Origin of the sequence: Faecalibacterium sp. IP-1-18 (genome assembly GCF_023347355.1) — a bacterium.
Classification (GTDB): domain Bacteria; phylum Bacillota; class Clostridia; order Oscillospirales; family Ruminococcaceae; genus Faecalibacterium; species Faecalibacterium prausnitzii.
On the sequence record NZ_CP094472.1, the window covers coordinates 2,286,073 to 2,303,858 of the forward strand.

The following is a 17,786-nucleotide window of genomic DNA, read 5'->3' on the forward strand; positions in this document are numbered from 1 at the left end:
GAGCTTTTGGCGGTTCTGGGGAAAGTGGTTTCCCTCTCCCGTGAAAATGCGTTTGTCGCACTCCGCAGAGCAATGCGGTGCGCATTCAAAATAACATAAAAGGAGCATACACCATGCTGGCGAGTATCTTTTCCCTCAACGTTTTGCAGACAGCGCTGGAGCTGGGCTGCATCTACGGACTGGTGGCGTTGGCGCTGTTTCTCAGCTACTCCATCCTGAATATTGCCGACCTTTCCACCGACGGCTGCTTTACGCTGGGCTGCGCCGTGGCCTGTCAGGTGGCGCTGACCGGCCACCCCATCCTTGCGCTGGCGGCAGCTATGGCTGCGGGAGTGTGCTCCGGCTTTGTCACCGCCTTTTTGCAGACAAGGCTCGGGGTGGAAAGCATCATGGCCGGTATCATCGTCAACACCGGCCTGTACACCATCAATCTGGCGGTGATGGGCTTCTCTTCCACCATGTCGCTGGTCAAGACCCCTACCATCTTCTCCATGGCAAAAACTTCGCTGAGCTTTCTGGGCAGCTGGTACAAGCTGGCGCTGGCGGCAGTTGTCATTGCCATCGCCTGCGCGGCGATGCTGGGCTTTCTGGGCACGCGGCTGGGGCTTTCCATCCGCGCCACCGGCGATAACGCCGCCATGGTGCGGGCTTCCAGCATCAACCCCGCCTTTACCATCACGGTGGGTCTGTGCGTATCCGGTGCGTTGTGTGCACTGTCCGGCGGGCTGCTGGCACAGTACCAGAAAAGCTGCGATATCAACGTGGGCACCGGCATGGTGACCATTGCACTGGCTTCCCTCATCATCGGTGAGACGCTGGTAGGCAAGCGCACCATGCTGCGCCGCATCCTTGGCGTGGTGTTCGGCAGCTGCCTGTACCGCTTTATCGTGGCGGTGGCGCTGCGGTTCAACGTGCCCGCCGCCGCCATGAAACTGGTATCGGCCATCATCGTGGCAGTGGCCATCTCCATGCCCGCCATCCGGGAGCACTTCGCCTTTGAAAAGCGGCGGCACGCTGCCCGTGCCCGCCGCACCGTGACCAACAGGGAGGGACAGTAACATGGAAATGCTGCAACTGAACGACCTGCACAAGACCTTTAACCCCGGCACCGTCAACGAAAAAGTGGCGCTGAATGGGGTGAGCCTGCAGATGGAAGCCGGAGATTTTGCCACCATCGTAGGCTCCAACGGCGCGGGCAAATCCACCCTGTTCAATGCCATCACCGGCGGCTTTATCGCCGACGAGGGCAGCATTCTGCTGGGCGGGCAGGACATCACCTTTGCGCCGGAGCACCAGCGCAGCAAGGTCATCGGACATCTGTTCCAGGACCCGCTCAAGGGCACCGCGCCCAACATGACCATTGAGGAAAATCTGGCGCTGGCCTACCTGCGGGCAGGCACTGCGCCCAACGCCATCTTCTCCCGCATCTCCCGCAAGGATAAGGCGCTCTTCCGCGAAAAGCTGGCGTTGCTGGACATGGGGCTGGAGGACCGCATGAAGCAGCCGGTGGGGCTGCTCTCCGGCGGGCAGCGGCAGGCGCTTACCCTGCTCATGGCTACCCTTGTCACCCCGAAGCTGCTGCTGCTGGACGAGCACACCGCCGCGCTGGACCCCGCCACCGCCGAAAAGGTGCTGGCGCTGACCAAGAGCATCGTGGCCGAGAAAAAGATCACCTGCCTGATGGTGACCCACAATATGCATCAGGCACTGGAACTGGGCAACCGCACCCTGATGATGGACGCCGGGCGCATCGTGTTTGACGTAAAGGGCGCAGCACGCAGCAAAATGACCGTGGACGATCTGCTGGAAAAGTTCCGCGAGAATGCTGGCAAAAATCTGGATAATGACCGTATCCTGCTGAGCAAGGTGGAGAAATAAGCCTGCCGTTTTTCTCCTCTTGTGAAAAGTCGAACAGCCAAGCCCGCAGGCTTGGCTGTTCGTATATTATAAATAACAATTCCGCTGATTATGGCCAAAGCGCACGCGGCGGCCATTCTGAATCGTTCTGCTGACAAAAGGCAAAAGGTCTGCTGCACCGTGCGGTGCAGCAGACCTTATAATTTTTATTCTTTTACCACAGGCGGATGACCTTGATGACGCCCTCGGCTTTATCGCGGGCCAGCTCCAGATGGTGCTGCAGCGCCATGGCAGCGCCGTCCCAGTCCCCTGCCAGAGCAGCATCCAGAATCTGCAGATGCTCCTCACAGGTCTGCTCCTGATTGATCATGCTCACCTTGCCGGTCATGATGCGGAAGCGGGTGTTCAGGCCGGTGATGCGGTCGTAGGCAGAGCGCAGATACTTGTTGGGCAGGGTGCTCATCAGCAGCTCGTGGAAGTCGTCGTCCGACTTGCAGAAGTCCTCGATGCGCTCGCTGTGGTGCATCAGTTCGGTGTAGGCCTCCAGCTGCTCCCGGGGGATGGCATTGCCGTAAGTACGCAGAGCGTAGGGCTCCACCAGCAGACGCATCTCAAACATGCTGTGCACGTCCTCTTCGGTGATGCCGGAGACCATCAGACCCTTTTTGGGCAGAATGGTGATCAGCCCCTCCTGCTCCAGACGCCCCAGCGCATCCCGCATGGGGGTGCGGCTGATGTTGCCCATCTCGGCGCAGAGTTTCTGCTCGTTCAGAAACTCGTTGGGGCGGTACTCGCAGTTCAAGATTTTGGTTTTGAGGTACTGGTACGCCTGCAGCTTCAGGCTGAGCTTTGCCTGTGCGTCCTGCTCTTTCATAAGCACATTCTCCTATTCTTCTTTGTCTTCTTCTCCAAAAAACGTTCCAAAACGTCCGAACCGGCAGCACAAACCCACCGCTGCCGGTTTCTTCTTCATGTTCAGCCAGCTTGTATCCCGGCTGCAATCCAACCACTTTATCTAATACATTATTTCACATCAGGGCATTTTTTACAAGACTTTTTGCTTAACTTTGGAGTGTTTTCCGTTTTATACAAAGATTACGCCTCGATTTTGCTACTTTTTACAATGTTTTTTGTGCTTGTCGCCAAACAGGCCGACTTTCCGCCCGCTTCTTTTGCATCCAAGCGCAAACTGTGCTATAATAGGGGTAAAAAACAACACATCTACACCGGAAAGGACCGAAACTCTCATGGCACGAAGCGATGGCTACAACACCCGCACCCGGCAACTCATCTTAGATTACCTCATCAACAACTGCCAGCACGCAGTAAGTGCCTCCAACATTCTGGAGCATCTGGAGGCACAGGGCGCAAGCCCCAACCCCACCACTGTATACCGTTATCTGGACAAGCTTGCCGGCGAGCAGCGCATTATGAAATATGTAGCCGATAAAGGCGAGCGGGCGGTGTTCCAGTATGTGGACGAGGGGCGCCATTGCCGGGAGCACCTGCACCTCAAGTGCGTGCAGTGCGGGCGCATCTATCACTTGGACTGCCATTTTATGGATGAGGTGCGCGCTCACCTGATGGCAGAGCACGGCTTTACCCTGCAATGCGAGGGCAGTGTGCTGTACGGGCTGTGCCGTCATTGCGCGCAGAACGCGGCACCGTCCGCAGCGGAAGAACAGCCTGCAAAAAAATGCGCCTGCTGTGTTGACACGGACAAAAACCCGTGATACAATGCAGACAATAAAAGCGTTGACCGGGAAAAGTAAGGTTTCACCCTTTTCTTACAGAGAGTGCGGGATGCTGGAAACCGCGCAGAAAACGAAGCCCGAAGAACACCCGTGAGCCGCTCCCTGAACCTGCGTGTGCAGCAGTAGGGGCAGACGTGCGCCGCTCGTTATCGCGGCAGTGCTTTCAACGGGGAGAGCGCACAAAAGTGACCGGCGTATTGCGTATGCCGGTAATTTAGGTGGCACCACGGATACGGCAGCATATTCGTCCTAGGACTATGGGATGAATGGCTGCCGTATTTTTTTATTTTAAGAGGGGTAAGAAGTATGTGTTGTGTTATGGGTTATACGGGGCACGACCTGAGTGCCGAAAAATTCAAAGAGTATCTGCTGCGCACCGTGGACCGCGGGCCGGACGACCAGCGGGTGGTGGAGGGTCCCTACGGCCTGATGGGCTTTGGGCGGCTTGCCATCATGGGACTGACCCCGGAGGGGATGCAGCCCTTTTACCGGGGCGCTGACTGCGTGGTGTGCAACGGCGAGTTGTACGGCTTTCGGTTCGAAAAAGAGATCTTAAAGCGCCGGGGCTATAAGTTCTGCTCCGACTGCGACTGCGAGATCCTGCTGCCGCTGTACTACGAGTACGGGCTGGATATGTTCCGCCACATGGACGCGGAGTTTGCGCTGATCCTGTACGATTCCCGCAAGGATCGGCTCATCGCCGCCCGCGACCCCATCGGCATCCGTCCGCTGTTCTACGGCTACTCCAAGTCCAGCCACAAGATTGCCTTTTCCTCCGAGATGCGCAACCTCATCGGCTGGTGCGATGATATCCGTCCCTTCCCCATTGGCAGCTACTACTGCGACGGCCGCTTTGTGCGCTACGAGGACATTGCCGATGTGCCCGCCCCCATGCAGGACGATATGCCCACCATCCTGCAGAACATCCGCGAGAAGCTGATCGCCGGTGTGGAAAAGCGGCTGGACGCCGATGCGCCCGTGGGCTTTCTGCTTTCCGGCGGGCTCGACTCCTCCTTGGTGTGCTCCATTGCCGCCAAGAAGCTGGGCAAGCCCATCCGCACCTTTGCCATCGGCATGGACACCGATGCCATCGACCTGAAATATGCCCGGCAGACTGCGGACTATCTTGGCAGCGAGCACCACGAGATCATCATCAACCGTGAGATGGTGCTCAGCAGCCTGGAAGAGGTCATCCGGCTGCTGGGCACATGGGATATCACCACCATCCGCGCCAGCATGGGCATGTACCTGCTGTGCAAGGCCATTCACGAGCAGACCGATGTGCGTGTGCTGCTGACCGGCGAGATCTCGGACGAGCTGTTCGGCTACAAATACACCGACTACGCCCCCACCGCCGATGCTTTCCAGCAGGAGAGCCAGAAGCGCATCCGGGAGCTGTACATGTACGATGTGCTGCGGGCAGACCGCTGCATCTCCTCCAACAGCATCGAAGCCCGCGTGCCCTTTGGCGATTTGGATTTTGTGCGCTACGTCATGGCCATCGACCCGGAAAAGAAGCTGAACCGCTACGGCAAGGGCAAGTACCTGCTGCGCAAGGCCTTTGAGGGCGACTGGCTGCCGCCGGAGATCCTGTGGCGCGAAAAGGCCGCCTTCTCGGACGCCGTAGGCCACAGCATGGTGGACGACATCAAGGAGTACGCCGAGGGCCTGTACACCGAGGAGGAGTTCCAGATGCGCCGGGCAAACTACTCGGCACACTGCATGCCCTTTACCAAGGAGAGCCTGTTCTACCGCGAAATTTTTGAGAAGTATTACCACGACCAGAGCCGCACCATCGTGGGCTTCTGGATGCCCAACAAAGCATGGCCGGGCTGCAACGTCAACGACCCCTCTGCCCGCGTGCTGGCAAACTATGGTGCTTCCGGCGTATAACGCCAGAGCATTTTTCAGCAGAAAACTTTTTATGATTTCGGAACACCGGAGCATCTGCGGACGCTCCGGTGTTCCATTTTTACGCAAAAAAGCCCCCGCCGACAGAGGGAAAAAAGTGTCGGCGGGGGCTCGGGGAAATGTCAAATCAGGGGTTCAGAGCTCAGTCGTCTGCGGCTTCGTCCAGATTGCCCAGCTTCTTGGCCTGCTCCACAACGGCAGGCACCAGCATCTCGGGCAGGGTCTCGTAACGGGCGAACTCGGTGGTGAACCAGCCACGGCCCTGCGTGGTCTGCCGGATAAAGGTGGTAAAGTTTGCAAGCTCTGCCAGCGGCACCTCGGCAATGATGGTTTGCAAGCCGTCCTCGTCCGGCTCCATGCCCAGCACACGGCCGCGGCGCTTGGTCACATCACCCATGATATCGCCGGTGTTGTCGTTCGGCACATGGGCCTTCAGGGTGTGGATGGGCTCCAGAATGACGGGGCCGGCCTCCGGCATAGCGGCTTTATAGGCCAACTTTGCAGCCATGATAAAGGCCATTTCAGAGCTGTCCACCGGGTGGTAGCTGCCGTCCAGCAGGGTGGCCTTCAGGCCGACCACGGGGTAACCGGCCAGCACGCCCTTTTCGGCAGCCAGACGCACGCCCTTTTCTACGGCGGGGAAGAAGTTCTTGGGCACGCTGCCGCCGAACACCTTTTCCTCGAACACCACCTGCTCGCTGTCGCAGGGCTCGAAGTTGATGATAACGTCACCGAACTGGCCATGACCGCCGGTCTGCTTCTTGTGGCGGCCCTGTTTCTGGCAGGCCTTGCGGATAGACTCGCGGTAGGCAATGCGGGGAGCTTCCAGACCGATCTCCACGCCGAACTTGTTCTTCAGCTTGGCCTTGACCACATCCAGATGCTGCTCGCCCAAGCCGCCGATGACCTGCTGATGGGTCTCGGCGTTGTTGATGTAGCACAGAGTGGGATCTTCTTCCATCAGGCGTGCCAGTGCGCTGGAGATCTTGCCCTCGTCGCCCTTCTTGGCCACGGTAACAGCCATAAACAGGCTGGGCTTGGGGAACACAGGGGCGGGCAGCTTGACCACGCGGTCTGCATCGCACAGAGTATCGCCGGTCTTTGCGCTCACCAGCTTTGCCACTGCGCCGATATCGCCGGCACCGATGCCGTCGTTCTCCATCTGTTTCTTGCCAAGGACAGTCAGGGGTTTAGTGATCTTTTCCACCTCGCCGGTGCGGGCGTTGGTCAGCGGTTCGCCTGCGGTCACCTTGCCGCTGATAACACGCAGATAGCTCAGCTTGCCCACGAACGGGTCGGCCACGGTCTTAAAGACGTAGGCGGCAGTGGGCTCATCCTCGGTGCAGTGCAGTTCCACCGGCTCACCGTTGGCGTCCTCAGCCAGCGTGCTGGCCTCGTGCTCCGGGCTGGGCAGCAGCTTGTGCATATTGAACAGCAGCATATCCAGTGCCTGCATATTCACGGCGCTGCCGCAGAACACGGGGGTGATCAGGCCGTCCTTAACGCCCTTGCGCATACCCTCCACGATCTCCTCGGTGGTAAAGGGTTCGCCGCCGAAAAACTTTTCCATCAGCTCATCGTCGGTTTCTGCAATGGCCTCGCTCATGGCCTCGATCAGGCCCTGGAAACGGTGGCCGATGTCCGGCAGGTCTACCTGAATCTGCTTGCCACCCTCGTACTTGAAGGCCTTCTGGCTGAACAGGTTGATGTACACAGGGGTGCCGTCATCCAGCTTTGCAGGCACGACACAGGGGCAGATGGTGGAGCCGAAGCGGATCTTCATATCCTCAAGGATCTTGAAGTAGTTGGCGTTTTCCAGATCGCACTTGGACACGAACACCATGGTGGCCTTGCCGTTCTTGCGGGCCAGCTGGAACGCCTTTTCTGCGCCCACAGTAACGCCGCTGCGGCCGGACACGCACACCAGCACGCTCTCGGCGGCGCGGATGCCCTCGTACTCGCCTGCTTCAAAGTCGAACAGACCCGGTGCATCGATCAGGTTGTACTTGATGCCCTCGTACTCCACCGGCACAACGGACGCCGACAGGCTGGCCTTGCGCTTTGCTTCCTCGGGATCAAAGTCCGAAATCGTGGTACCGTCCTCAACCCGGCCCATACGCTCGGCAGCGCCCGAAAAATAGACCAGTGCTTCGGTCAGCGTGGTCTTGCCGCTGCCGGCATGGCCGGCAATCAGAATATTGCGGATGTTGTTGCTTGCGTATTTCATATCGGTTTTTCCCTCATTTCCGCCGCACGGAGCGTTCTCTCCGTTTTTGTGGCATATTTTACAAAGATAATACCACATCCGAAACGATTTTTAAATATATCGTTTCAAATTTTAGCAAAAACGCCTGCCAAACTTCCGGGCACTGTTTTGTGCAAGTTGACATTCGGGTGCAAAACGGGCGGGCAGAAAAAGCAGAACTCCCGGCAGCGCGTACAGGCGCGGAGCCGGGAGTTTTCGTTGCAAATATGCGGTTTTTGTGGTATGCTGTAAGTGCCGCTTCGGCGGTAAGGGCGTTGATTGCATAATCGGTGGTCTAGTTCCTTCCGGCTGCGCGCCAGAGGGGGACGAAAAACTTTTTGCTTCCCCTGACGCGAAAGCGGAAAGGGGGGATGCCTCATGACGTTCGAACAGGTCGTGCTGTTGCTCACGCTTCTTGGCGGAGCAATCTACATTACCTTCGAGATCGCATGGACGATTTCCAACGGCAAAAAGAAATGACCGCTCATGCCCTCAGAAAGCAAGCGGTCATTCTTTACGACTGATTAGCCGGATGAGGAGCTGACCATTGCAGTCAGCGCTCTTTCTATTCGTAGTATAGTCTATTTTTCCGGGTTTGTCAAGTCGCAGACCCGCCGGAAGAGGCAGGAGGTTTTACGCGATGAAGCGCGAGGATTATATCAACTGGGACGAATATTTTATGGGCATTGCGCTGCTTACCGCCATGCGCTCCAAGGACCCCAACAGTCAGGTGGGTGCGTGCATCGTAAGCCCGGAAAATAAGATCCTTTCTCTGGGCTACAACGGGATGCCCATGGGCTGCAACGATGACGAGATGCCTTGGGAGCGGGAGGGCGCGCCTCTGCAGACCAAGTATATGTATGTCTGCCATGCCGAGCTGAACGCCATTCTCAACAGCGCCCACAACAACCTGAAGGGTGCCCGGGTGTATGTGACCCTGTTTCCCTGCAACGAGTGCACCAAGGCCATCATCCAGTCCGGCATTGCCGAGGTGGTGTACTACGGCGACAAGTACCACGACAGCGATTCCAGCATTGCGGCGCGGTTCATGTTCGAGCACGCCGGTGTCCGGCTGACCCCCTATAAGCCCACCGGACGCCGGGTAGAGCTGGAGCTGTAAGCTTCCTCTTGACCTTCCCGATGCAACGTACTATAATAGAATCATAGCTTGAATAAATATTCAAGAGCGTTTGCATAGAGAGGGAAATATACAATGGAACTGAAAAATCGCAGCTTTTTGAAGCTATTGGACTACACCCCTGCCGAGATCGGGCAGCTGCTGGAGCTGGCCGCTGACCTGAAGGCCAAAAAGAAGGCCGGTATCCGTCATGACCAGCTGCGGGGCAAAAATATTGCTCTGATCTTTGAAAAGACCTCCACCCGCACCCGCTGTAGCTTTGAGGTGGCCGCCCACGATCTGGGCATGGAAGTGACCTATCTGGACCCCTCCGGCAGCCAGATCGGTAAAAAGGAGTCCATCGCCGACACCGCCCGGGTGCTGGGACGGATGTTTGACGGCATCGAGTACCGTGGCTACGGCCAGCAGATCGTGGAGGATCTGGCAAACTACGCCGGTGTTCCGGTATGGAACGGCCTGACCAATGAGTTTCACCCCACCCAGATCTTAGCCGATTTCCTCACCATTCAGGAGCATTTCGGCCATCTGAAGGGCATCCACTTCGTTTACTTCGGCGACGCCCGCTACAACATGGGCAACAGCCTGATGGTAGGCTGCGCCAAGATGGGCTTACACTTTACCGCCTGCGCCCCCAAAAAGTACCAGCCGGATCCCGCACTGGTGGAGCAGTGTCAGGCCATTGCCGCCCAGACCGGGGCGACCCTCTCCTTTGAGGAGGATCCCGTCAAGGCAGCAAAGGGCGCGGACGTGCTGTACACCGATGTGTGGGTGTCCATGGGCGAACCGGTTGAGGTGTGGGCAGAGCGCATCCATGATCTTGCCCCCTACCAGATCAATCAGGATCTGATGAATATTGCAGGCCCGGATGCAGTATTTATGCATTGCCTGCCCGCCTACCACGACCACAAGACCACCGTGGGCAAGGAGATGGGTGAGCGCTTTGGCCGCGACGCCATGGAGGTGACCGACGAGGTATTCGAAGGCCCCCAGAGCATCGTGTTCGACGAGGCCGAGAACCGGATGCACACCATCAAGGCGGTCATGGCAGCCACCTTGGGATATCAGGAATAAAGAGATAAGCCCGGAAGGTTCACAGACCCTCCGGGCTTATTCTATCTAATAATAATTTTCCGCTCAGCGATCATTCCGAAACTGCATTCTGCAGTTTCAGCACGCCTGCCTGCGTCAGGCGCTTACGCAGCAGCGCACCCACGATGCAGGACACCACGATCTTTGCAAGATCCAGCGCAATAAAGGGGTAGACGCAGACGGTCAGCGCGTAGCCCAGCTCGCACTGCATCTGGAACACGAACCATGCCGTGCCCAGCACATAGCAGGCGGCATCGCCCAGCACCAGACCCACAGCGGAGACCACCGGGTTGCCCTTGCTCTTTTCAATGAACATCCCGCCGATGAAGGCCAGCAGCAGATAGCCCACCAGATAGCCGCCGGTAGGGCCTGCCAGCTTGGCAAGGCCGGCACCGTAGCCGGAGAACACCGGAATGCCGATGGCGCCCAGTGCCAGATAGATAACCACGCTCAGGGTGCCGAACTTCGGCCCCAGCAGCCATGCGGTCAGGCAGATAACAAAGTTTGCCAGCGAGATGGGCACGGCTCCGATAGGCACGGTCAGCGGGCCCAGCACGCACAGCACGGCAGCCATCACCGCGGTGACAGCCATCTGATAGGTAGTCAGTTTTTTGTCTTTCATGGTCAGTTTTCCCTCTGTTTTTTCGTTTTGTAAGGCATCTGTGCCCGAGTATACCGCACCGGTGCGCCACAGGTCAACGGAAAAGTTTGCAAAGGGTTTACAATCAATAGATATATTGTAATCCGTCAAAAAATATGATATTCTAAGAATACGGCGCTGATTGCATAATCGGTGGTCATGCTTTCCCATCCCGCAGCACTGCTTCTTCCTGTACATGGAACAAACCAGCGGCTTGTGGGAGGAGAACTTTTTTGAGCCAAGTCTCCCCAAGCCCTGAAGGCGAAGGGAGGGATGTCAGATGGATCTGTCGGAGATGCTGAACCTGCTGATGGTCATTCTTACGCTGTTGGGATTGATCATTGAGGTAATTCGCCTGACCCTTGAGGTCATGGATAAAGCTTCGCAGAAGAAAAACGATGACAACAAAAAAGATTGACCGCCCCAGTCTACCAAACTAGCGGTCAATCTTTTTGACTAATGCTGGATGGAAAGCTGACCTTTGCAGTCAGCGCCCCTTCTGTTTATAGTATAATCGCACCATCGTGTTTTGTCAAGGAGGTTCCCATGGGTGGAGGTCATGTATCGCGGCCGGATTTCGGGATGCCGCAGCCGGATGCGGCGTACCCGCTGACCGAGTTCTATCTGCTGGCGCAGCAGGCGCTGGAAAAAAGCGGCAGCTTTATGCTGCCCGCCCTCTACGCAGGGCTGCAAGCCCCTGCCCGGCGCATCTACCGGGAGGAAGCTGCCGGGTATCTGCAGCTTGCGGCAGCTCCGGCAGAGGGCTTGACCCGGCTGCTCTCCCCTGCCCGGATGCAGCTTTTATATAGCAGCCTACAGGTGCAGCAGGATGGCACCCCCGCCGCACTGCTGCTGACCGAGGAGTGCACCCGCCTGACCGTGGCGGTGCAGCTGCTGCCGCCCTTTGTGTGGGAGGACCCGCTGCCGCCGCTGCCGGATGTTCCGGCGGCGCTCACCCTGCAATTGACCATGCAGGACGTGATGGCTATCGACACTGCCCCCGCCGCACTGGCGCAGAAGCTGGTGCACAGCACCGACGGCAAATGCTGGCTGCATCACCCCAAAGCCGAGACCTTTCTCTCCGAGCGGCTGGCGCTGCTGCAAAGGGTCTATAAATAAAGAAGGAGCACCCTCCCCTCTTTTACTTTCTGCGATTCCGTGGTATACTGACCGGTAAACCGACAGGATATCCAACCTCTGTCGGAGAACGTGGACGTGCCTTGCGGTCCGGTGCGTCCGGTACACAAAAAATGGAAGGAACCGGGTTTTGTTCTGCAATAATCGGGGATGCTGAGCCGTATATCAAGTGAACGTCCCCGTGAGAACCACAAACATTCCATCGAGAAGCCCGCTTCCGGGCATCCAAGGAGAGTTTATACAATGGGACAGCTGACCAGAAACGAAGTATTTACCTTGGCGGTGCAGCGTTACAGCGACACCGTCTACCGCACTGCGGTGCATAATTGCCGCTGCACAGCCGATGCTGAGGATGTGGTGCAGGATGTGTTTGAAAAGCTGCTGCACTACAACAGCATCTTTGAGAGTGAGGAGCATCTCAAAGCATGGCTGCTGCGGGTGGCCATCAACCGCTGCCGGGACCTGACCCGCGCCGCCCACCAAAAGGACACCGAGCTGGACGAGAACCTGCCCGCCCCCGATGTTCTGGAGGAGGACGGCAGCGTGCTGGATGCCATCCGCACCCTGCCGGAAAACTACCGCAATGCCATCTATCTGCATTACTACGAAGGATACACTGCGGCAGAGATCGGGCGGATGATGGCGGTGCCCACAAACACGGTACTAAGCTGGCTGCGGCGCGCACGGGCACAGTTACATACGATGCTGAAGGAGGAGATCGAAGATGAGGTGGTATGAATATAAGATGGAGGTCGATGACCTGACTGCCCCGGACGATCTGAAAGCAAAACTGCTGGCCATGACCGACACCCTGACTGCGGAGGAAAAGGCTGAACCCATGATGGCTGCCCCTGCCCCGCAGACCGCTGCACCCGCAGCACCCCTGAACACCGAAGCCAAGAAGAAAAAGCCCATCCACTTCCCGGTAAAGCAGCTGGGCACGCTGGCTGCCTGTCTGGCCGTGTGCGTGCTGGGTTACAGCACCCTGCATCTGGGCATCGGGATGGGCAGCGCAAAAAGCAGCGCGCCCACCCTGTACGCAGCCGAAGGCTCTGCCGACAGCTCCGCTGCTTCTGTGGCAGCGGGCGGGTTTGATCTCCAGCATGCCGCGCTGGACAGCACCCCCGAGGCGGTGAATTACAGTCTGGAGGCAGACGACCGCTCTCTGGAAACGGAATACAGCGGCACCGGCAGCACCGAGGCTGCTGCCCCTGCGGTGGACAGTGCCAAGATCATCTACACCGCCAACCTGACACTGGAAAGCAAGGACTACGAAACAGCCCGCAGTGCGCTGGACAGCGCTCTTGCCGAGGCGGGCGGCTATCTGGAATCCAGCAGCGAGTACACGCGCACCGGTTCCAGCCGCTCCGTAAGCCTGACCTACCGGGTGCCGCAGGCCAATTACCAGAGTTTTTTGGACGCTGTGGCCGCTGCCGGTAATGTGACCTATCGCAGCCAGCAGGCCGATGATGTGACCACCCAGTATATGGACGTGTCCGCGCGGCTTTCTAATCTGCAGGCACAGCGCACCCGCTTACAGCAGCTGCAGGCACAGGCCGAAACTCTTTCGGACTTGCTGCAGATTGAGGACTCTCTCACCGAGGTGCAGTCCCAGATTGAGAGTTGGCAGAGCCAGCTGGACTGGTACAGCGATCAGGTGCAGCAGTGCACCGTGTATATCGACCTGAACGAGGTGCAGACCTACACACCCGCCGACGAGGGCTTCTTCTCCCGCATCGGCACGGCCCTTGTCTCCGGCTGGGGCAACTTTGTGAATGGCTTGCAGCAGCTGGTAGTTGCGCTGGCCTCCGTCTGGCCGCTGGCAGTGCTGGCGTGCGCTGCTGTTGCCATGGCGCTTGCATGGCGCAAAAAGCACCCGAAGAAGTGACCCCATAGAAATCCATTTTCCGCATAAAGGCTTCCCCCGGGCTGGGGAAGCCTTTTGTTCAACCCCGTTGAAAAACCACCCCTGTCCCGCCGGGCTGCTGCACCGGGAGGCAGGGGTGGTTTTGTATATTTTACAGCACTTATTACACGCCGGAATAAGCCGAGAAGCCGCCGTCCACCGGCAGGCAGATGCCGGTGATGAAACCGGCTGCATCATTGTTCAGCAAAAACAGCAGTGCGCCCACAAGATCTTTTTCACTGTCGCCAAAGTGTCCCATGGGGGTGGCGGCAAGGATCTTTTTGGTGCGGTCGGTGGGGGTGCCGTCCTCGTTGAAGAGCAGCTTTGCGTTCTGCTCGCTGGCAAAAAAGCCCGGGGCAATGGCGTTGACCCGGATGCCCACCTTGCTGAAGTGCACCGCCAGCCACTGGGTAAAGTTGGTCACAGCAGCCTTGGAGCCGGAGTAGGCAGGGATCTTGGTCAGGGGCAGGTAGGCGTTCATGCTGGAAATGTTCAGGATGTTGCAGCCCTCGCGCCCTACCATCTGCCGTGCAAATGCCTGCGTGGGCAGCAGGGTGCCGATGAAGTTCAGGTTGAACACCATCTCCACGCCGCTCTCGTCCAGATCAAAAAAGGTGACGGTGTCGCTTTCCAGATCGGCCATCTCAAAATATTCCTTGTCCGTATTGGCGCGGGCGTTGTTGCCGCCGGCACCATTCACAAGGATATCGCAGGGGCCAAAGTCTGCCAGCACATCCTCGGCTACCTGCAGGCAGTTGGCCTTGTTCATCACGTTGCAGGTGTAGCCCTTGGCGGTGCCGCCCTCGGCTTCGATCTCGTCCGCAAGCTCCTTGAGCTTATCCATGTTGCGGCCCAGCAGCGCCACCTTTGCGCCCGCCCGGGCCAGCGCCTTGGCAAAAATGGAGCACAGCGTGCCGCTTGCGCCGGTGACGACAGCCACCTTGCCGGTGAGATCTGTGTTCAGTACATTCTTTTCCATAACATCCTCCTGTTACAGCTGTATTCATTGGCTAGAGTATAACAGAAAAAGACGGTCTTTGCCAGAACGTTCTTATTATAAAATGGGAAAGTTTTACGCTTTTTGCCGGGCAACAAACACGATATCCTCCGGATGCAGTGCAGACGCAATCGTGCAAAATCGCAAAAATGACCGTTTTTACCTTGAAGATCTTCTAACTCTTCCAAAGCAAAAGCAGTATGATTAGCTCCTATTAGGAAAACACACTGTCAAAGGGGTATGTAGCGGGGGTTAGCCCGCTACTGCGGGTTTTGTGGTGTTGATTTCAATGTATTCTGCTATGCGTCTAAATTCATCCGCAAACTTAAATCTCACACTAATGTTTCCATTCTCATAAACCTTGATATGGTCGATCAGCTCAACGAGAAGTTCCCGGGAAAGCTGGTCGATATTTTGATGTTTTGTAAAGGCCACCAATGCGGGATGCTCACTCTTTACACCGTTTGCCAGTTCCGCCCGTTCAGCGTTCAGCCGGGCCAGTACATCCGTAAGAGCGATGGTCTGTCGTTCATAATCGGCTTTCATATCCCGGTAGTCCTGCTGGGTAATTTCCCCGTCTTTCCAGTCTTGATAAAGGGACTGCTTGTAGCGGCTGATTTTTGCCAGTTCCCGCTCTTTCGCAGCAATCAGTTCTTCCAAACGGATGGACTGGCTCCTTTTGACCGGGGCGGTGTTAATGCGGGCAATCATTTCCGAGTATGAAACAGCCAGATGGATTTGCTGTTGTACCGCAAAGAGGACAGCGGCCTCCAGACGGTTATGCTTGATTGAGTGCATTGTGCAGGCTGTCCGAGAGCGGTTCTTGTAGGTGGAGCAGGCATAGTACACATTATTGTTGTTGCCTACGCTCCGGGTAATTGCCCGCCCGCAGTCAGCACATTTCAGAAAACCGCTGAACAGGTGGACTTCCCGGCCTTTTGGAGAAGTACGGGTATCCCGCTGTAAAAGGGCCTGTACCTTATCAAAGGTTTCATAATCAATGATTGCCTCATGCGTACCAGCTACTTCCACCCATTCTTCACGGGGAACGCTTTCAACCTCGTGTACCTTATAGCTTTTTACCCGACTGCGGCCCTGTGCCAAATCCCCGGTATAGGTGGGGTTCGTCAGAATGGAGTGGATCATGCGGGCTCCCCACATAGGATCGTCATATCCTCTTGTTGAAACGGGTATGCCCTTTTGCAGTTTATAAGCTGAGGGGCTGGGTACGCCGTGTTCATTCAGATACAAAGCGATGGTCCGTTTCGATGTCCCTTTTAGGAACAAAGAGAAAATAAGTTTGACGATTTCAGCGGCATCGGGATCGATGATCAACTGGTGTTTGTCCTTTGGGTGCTTTACATATCCATAAGGAGCAAATGCGCCGATGTACTGCCCGTTGCGCCGCTTGTAGTCAAATACCTGGCGAATTTTCTTTGAGGTCTGGTAGCAGTATTGATCGTTCATCACATTTGTAATCGGGACGATAATACTGGAAACGCTGTCCGGGTTGAGATAGCTGTCCACATTTTCAGCAAGACTGATGAAGCGAACGCCCATCTGAACAAACAGGTTATCAATCAGACTTCCCGCATCACTGTAATTTCTTGCAAAACGGGAAAGGTCTTTTACTACCACGCAGTTGATTTTCCCGCTCATTACATCGGAAAGGAGCCGCTGGAAATTCTCCCGGTTGGCGTCCGTTCCTGTGTGTCCATCGTCTACATATTCGGAAACACTTTCAAATTCTCCGATATGCTTCTGGTAAAAGTCATTGAGCAGATCACGCTGGTTGATGACGCTGTTGCTGTCGTCCTTTCCCTTTTTCAAGTCCTCCTTGGAAAGCCGGATATATTCGCCCAGCCGCCAGCGGCGGACGGTATAAGAGGGAGAGAAACTCTGTTGCAATCCTCTGTTTTTTGCTCGTGCCATTGTTCCTCCTTCCCTATCACATTACATCTATATTATACCTCTGCCCGGGCGGGACAACAAGGATGCCTCCGCCTCGGGACACTTTGTCTCGAAGTAGAAAGGGGCCATAACCGAAGTTACAGCCCGCTTTTTTGCCGGAGCAGAAAGTCCGTCAGCGTGTCCTGCAAGGACGGCCCGCTTTCCGCAAATTCAATTTTTACACCGATCCCGCCGATGCAAAAGCAGTATGGATTTTCTACCGCCTGCAAAAACAGAGCGATCCGCTCCTCCCGGGGGAGAGAGGTGTCAAAGGCCATACCGCTCACATCCGGCAGGGACTCGGGAGCCACTGCGCCGATGTCAACGCTTTTCATTTGTTCCAGTTCCTTTGCCGTTAATCTCACGGTAAAACCTCCTTATCAAAAATAGGATACGCCTCCCGCATATCGTGGGGAAACGCACGAGGGCAGCACCCAAACGATGCTGCCCTCGTGCCTCACTCCACCTTGGGACACAATGTCTCGAAGTCAGAAAAGGCTTTTTTGATAGTGGGCCTCGGCCTCCTCCAGAGAAACAAAGTCAAACAGCTCATGGAGCTCGGCCATCATACGGCGGATGTCATCACTGGAAAAGCCGCAGTTTTCCATCGCCATAATCACATAACCACGGCAGGCTCCGTTGCTCCACGGCTCGGCCATCATAGCGGACAGCGCAGGATCAAATGTCATGCTCTTTTCCTCCTCGTTCTCTTTTTCGATTTTGCTCCTTCAATGAAACAACCGGGAGCTCCTGCAATTCCTGTGGGAAACGCCCGCGATATAAGCGGTTATAATTTGCAACCAAAATCACATCGGCGTTGCCCTCTTTCAAAGTCTGGATCACAGATTGTAAGCCAGGACGATCCATTGTCCGGCCATGATACCCCACATCCAGATATATCCCCGCGATTTCTATGTTGTTTTTCTTCGCATAGTCCATGAGATATAGCTGTTGTCCCTTAATTGCATCAAGGGCAAAAGAAGTTTGAGGGCCATCTACTCGGCAATATAGCACCGCTTTCATATCGTCTGCCTCCTGCTTGAAATTTAAGGAACGCCGCTCCCATTTTCTTGCCCTGTCCAAAGACAACCATACTCAGAGCGGCGTTCCCTCGCAGATAAGAGGGCGGCCCGGAGGGACAGGCGGCCAGCCTGTCCTATGC

General features: G+C 56.4%; 18 protein-coding genes and 1 other annotated feature. Of the genes, 10 read left to right on the plus strand and 8 right to left on the minus strand.

Features of this window, described 5'->3' with window-relative positions; translation table 11 throughout:
• Positions 1 to 113: 113 nt before the first annotated feature.
• Together MTP43_RS10865 and MTP43_RS10870 are read left to right on the plus strand one after the other, a co-directional pair.
• Complete coding sequence (locus MTP43_RS10865) at positions 114 to 1,058, plus strand: ABC transporter permease (protein WP_005920518.1); 945 nt, start codon at positions 114 to 116, stop codon at positions 1,056 to 1,058.
• A 7-nt stretch (positions 1,059 to 1,065) separates the two neighbouring features.
• The gene (locus MTP43_RS10870; RefSeq protein ID WP_055186389.1) at positions 1,066 to 1,878 is read left to right on the plus strand and encodes an ABC transporter ATP-binding protein; all 813 of its coding nucleotides are present in this window, start codon (positions 1,066 to 1,068) and stop codon (positions 1,876 to 1,878) included.
• Between the two features lie 193 nt (positions 1,879 to 2,071).
• Here the strand turns inward: MTP43_RS10870 and MTP43_RS10875 are convergent, their stop codons facing one another.
• Positions 2,072 to 2,731 carry a GntR family transcriptional regulator gene (locus MTP43_RS10875; RefSeq protein WP_113620847.1) on the minus strand — a complete coding sequence of 220 codons (660 nt, stop codon included), beginning with the start codon at positions 2,729 to 2,731 and terminating at the stop codon, positions 2,072 to 2,074.
• Positions 2,732 to 3,104: 373 nt separating this feature from the next.
• Here MTP43_RS10875 and MTP43_RS10880 point away from each other — a divergent pair, with 373 nt between their 5' ends.
• Together MTP43_RS10880 and asnB are read left to right on the plus strand one after the other, a co-directional pair.
• Entirely contained in the window at positions 3,105 to 3,590 is a 486-nt protein-coding gene (locus MTP43_RS10880) for a Fur family transcriptional regulator (RefSeq protein WP_097785660.1), read from the plus strand.
• Positions 3,591 to 3,603: 13 nt separating this feature from the next.
• Positions 3,604 to 3,866, plus strand: a binding site (T-box leader).
• Between the two features lie 51 nt (positions 3,867 to 3,917).
• Positions 3,918 to 5,504: an asparagine synthase B gene (asnB, locus tag MTP43_RS10885; RefSeq protein ID WP_173016298.1), complete on the plus strand. Its 1,587-nt coding sequence runs from the start codon at positions 3,918 to 3,920 to the stop codon at positions 5,502 to 5,504.
• A gap of 160 nt (positions 5,505 to 5,664) precedes the next feature.
• On the opposite strand, the gene MTP43_RS10890 is transcribed toward asnB, so the two are convergent.
• Entirely contained in the window at positions 5,665 to 7,749 is a 2,085-nt protein-coding gene (locus tag MTP43_RS10890) for an elongation factor G (protein ID WP_113620845.1), read from the minus strand.
• A 658-nt stretch (positions 7,750 to 8,407) separates the two neighbouring features.
• On the opposite strand from MTP43_RS10890, the gene MTP43_RS10895 reads away from it, so the two are divergent.
• Positions 8,408 to 8,887, plus strand: a complete 480-nt coding sequence (locus tag MTP43_RS10895; protein ID WP_113620844.1) for a deoxycytidylate deaminase — start codon at positions 8,408 to 8,410, stop codon at positions 8,885 to 8,887.
• A 93-nt stretch (positions 8,888 to 8,980) separates the two neighbouring features.
• Complete coding sequence (gene argF, locus MTP43_RS10900; protein WP_113620843.1) at positions 8,981 to 9,976, plus strand: ornithine carbamoyltransferase; 996 nt, start codon at positions 8,981 to 8,983, stop codon at positions 9,974 to 9,976.
• Between the two features lie 70 nt (positions 9,977 to 10,046).
• Here argF and MTP43_RS10905 read toward each other — a convergent pair whose 3' ends face one another.
• Positions 10,047 to 10,616 (minus strand): biotin transporter BioY, encoded by a 570-nt coding sequence (locus MTP43_RS10905; protein ID WP_044959543.1) that lies wholly within the window; start codon positions 10,614 to 10,616, stop codon positions 10,047 to 10,049.
• 298 nt (positions 10,617 to 10,914) lie between these two features.
• Between MTP43_RS10905 and MTP43_RS10910 the strand changes: the two genes are divergently transcribed.
• The 4 genes from MTP43_RS10910 (at position 10,915) to MTP43_RS10925 (ending at position 13,659) form a co-directional block, all read left to right on the plus strand.
• A complete protein-coding gene (locus MTP43_RS10910; RefSeq protein WP_005920549.1) occupies positions 10,915 to 11,052 on the plus strand; it encodes a hypothetical protein in 138 nt (45 codons plus the stop codon).
• A gap of 128 nt (positions 11,053 to 11,180) precedes the next feature.
• The gene (locus tag MTP43_RS10915; RefSeq protein ID WP_015537523.1) at positions 11,181 to 11,753 is read left to right on the plus strand and encodes a hypothetical protein; all 573 of its coding nucleotides are present in this window, start codon (positions 11,181 to 11,183) and stop codon (positions 11,751 to 11,753) included.
• A gap of 261 nt (positions 11,754 to 12,014) precedes the next feature.
• Positions 12,015 to 12,509: an RNA polymerase sigma factor gene (locus tag MTP43_RS10920; RefSeq protein WP_015537522.1), complete on the plus strand. Its 495-nt coding sequence runs from the start codon at positions 12,015 to 12,017 to the stop codon at positions 12,507 to 12,509.
• Positions 12,496 to 13,659, plus strand: coding sequence for a DUF4349 domain-containing protein (locus tag MTP43_RS10925; RefSeq protein ID WP_015537521.1), 1,164 nt, complete (start codon positions 12,496 to 12,498; stop codon positions 13,657 to 13,659). Before MTP43_RS10920 ends, MTP43_RS10925 begins: the two co-directional genes overlap by 14 nt.
• Positions 13,660 to 13,801: 142 nt before the next feature.
• Here MTP43_RS10925 and MTP43_RS10930 read toward each other — a convergent pair whose 3' ends face one another.
• The 5 genes from MTP43_RS10930 to MTP43_RS10950 all read right to left on the minus strand — a co-directional run bounded on the left by MTP43_RS10930 (position 13,802) and on the right by MTP43_RS10950 (position 17,647).
• Positions 13,802 to 14,656 (minus strand): SDR family oxidoreductase, encoded by an 855-nt coding sequence (locus MTP43_RS10930; RefSeq protein WP_097785653.1) that lies wholly within the window; start codon positions 14,654 to 14,656, stop codon positions 13,802 to 13,804.
• A 270-nt stretch (positions 14,657 to 14,926) separates the two neighbouring features.
• A complete protein-coding gene (locus MTP43_RS10935; protein WP_249234811.1) occupies positions 14,927 to 16,606 on the minus strand; it encodes a recombinase family protein in 1,680 nt (559 codons plus the stop codon).
• Positions 16,607 to 16,722: 116 nt separating this feature from the next.
• Complete coding sequence (locus MTP43_RS10940; RefSeq protein WP_054328128.1) at positions 16,723 to 16,989, minus strand: DUF6870 family protein; 267 nt, start codon at positions 16,987 to 16,989, stop codon at positions 16,723 to 16,725.
• A gap of 123 nt (positions 16,990 to 17,112) precedes the next feature.
• Entirely contained in the window at positions 17,113 to 17,313 is a 201-nt protein-coding gene (locus MTP43_RS10945) for a hypothetical protein (RefSeq protein ID WP_227615036.1), read from the minus strand.
• Entirely contained in the window at positions 17,303 to 17,647 is a 345-nt protein-coding gene (locus MTP43_RS10950; RefSeq protein ID WP_227615037.1) for a recombinase family protein, read from the minus strand. The genes MTP43_RS10945 and MTP43_RS10950 overlap by 11 nt, the downstream gene beginning before the upstream one ends.
• Positions 17,648 to 17,786: the final 139 nt, after the last annotated feature.

Bases quoted from the DNA above. Each gene is read 5' to 3' on its own strand.
- MTP43_RS10880 (WP_097785660.1), top strand. From the start codon at position 3,105: ATGGCACGAAGCGATGGCTACAACACCCGCACCCGGCAACTCATCTTA.
- MTP43_RS10930 (WP_097785653.1), bottom strand. From the start codon at position 14,656: ATGGAAAAGAATGTACTGAACACAGATCTCACCGGCAAGGTGGCTGTC.
- MTP43_RS10910 (WP_005920549.1), top strand. From the start codon at position 10,915: ATGGATCTGTCGGAGATGCTGAACCTGCTGATGGTCATTCTTACGCTG.
- MTP43_RS10920 (WP_015537522.1), top strand. From the start codon at position 12,015: ATGGGACAGCTGACCAGAAACGAAGTATTTACCTTGGCGGTGCAGCGT.
- MTP43_RS10865 (WP_005920518.1), top strand. From the start codon at position 114: ATGCTGGCGAGTATCTTTTCCCTCAACGTTTTGCAGACAGCGCTGGAG.
- MTP43_RS10870 (WP_055186389.1), top strand. From the start codon at position 1,066: ATGCTGCAACTGAACGACCTGCACAAGACCTTTAACCCCGGCACCGTC.
- MTP43_RS10915 (WP_015537523.1), top strand. From the start codon at position 11,181: ATGGGTGGAGGTCATGTATCGCGGCCGGATTTCGGGATGCCGCAGCCG.
- MTP43_RS10890 (WP_113620845.1), bottom strand. From the start codon at position 7,749: ATGAAATACGCAAGCAACAACATCCGCAATATTCTGATTGCCGGCCAT.
- MTP43_RS10950 (WP_227615037.1), bottom strand. From the start codon at position 17,647: ATGAAAGCGGTGCTATATTGCCGAGTAGATGGCCCTCAAACTTCTTTT.
- asnB (WP_173016298.1), top strand. From the start codon at position 3,918: ATGTGTTGTGTTATGGGTTATACGGGGCACGACCTGAGTGCCGAAAAA.
- argF (WP_113620843.1), top strand. From the start codon at position 8,981: ATGGAACTGAAAAATCGCAGCTTTTTGAAGCTATTGGACTACACCCCT.
- MTP43_RS10895 (WP_113620844.1), top strand. From the start codon at position 8,408: ATGAAGCGCGAGGATTATATCAACTGGGACGAATATTTTATGGGCATT.
- MTP43_RS10945 (WP_227615036.1), bottom strand. From the start codon at position 17,313: ATGACATTTGATCCTGCGCTGTCCGCTATGATGGCCGAGCCGTGGAGC.
- MTP43_RS10935 (WP_249234811.1), bottom strand. From the start codon at position 16,606: ATGGCACGAGCAAAAAACAGAGGATTGCAACAGAGTTTCTCTCCCTCT.
- MTP43_RS10875 (WP_113620847.1), bottom strand. From the start codon at position 2,731: ATGAAAGAGCAGGACGCACAGGCAAAGCTCAGCCTGAAGCTGCAGGCG.
- MTP43_RS10925 (WP_015537521.1), top strand. From the start codon at position 12,496: ATGAGGTGGTATGAATATAAGATGGAGGTCGATGACCTGACTGCCCCG.
- MTP43_RS10905 (WP_044959543.1), bottom strand. From the start codon at position 10,616: ATGAAAGACAAAAAACTGACTACCTATCAGATGGCTGTCACCGCGGTG.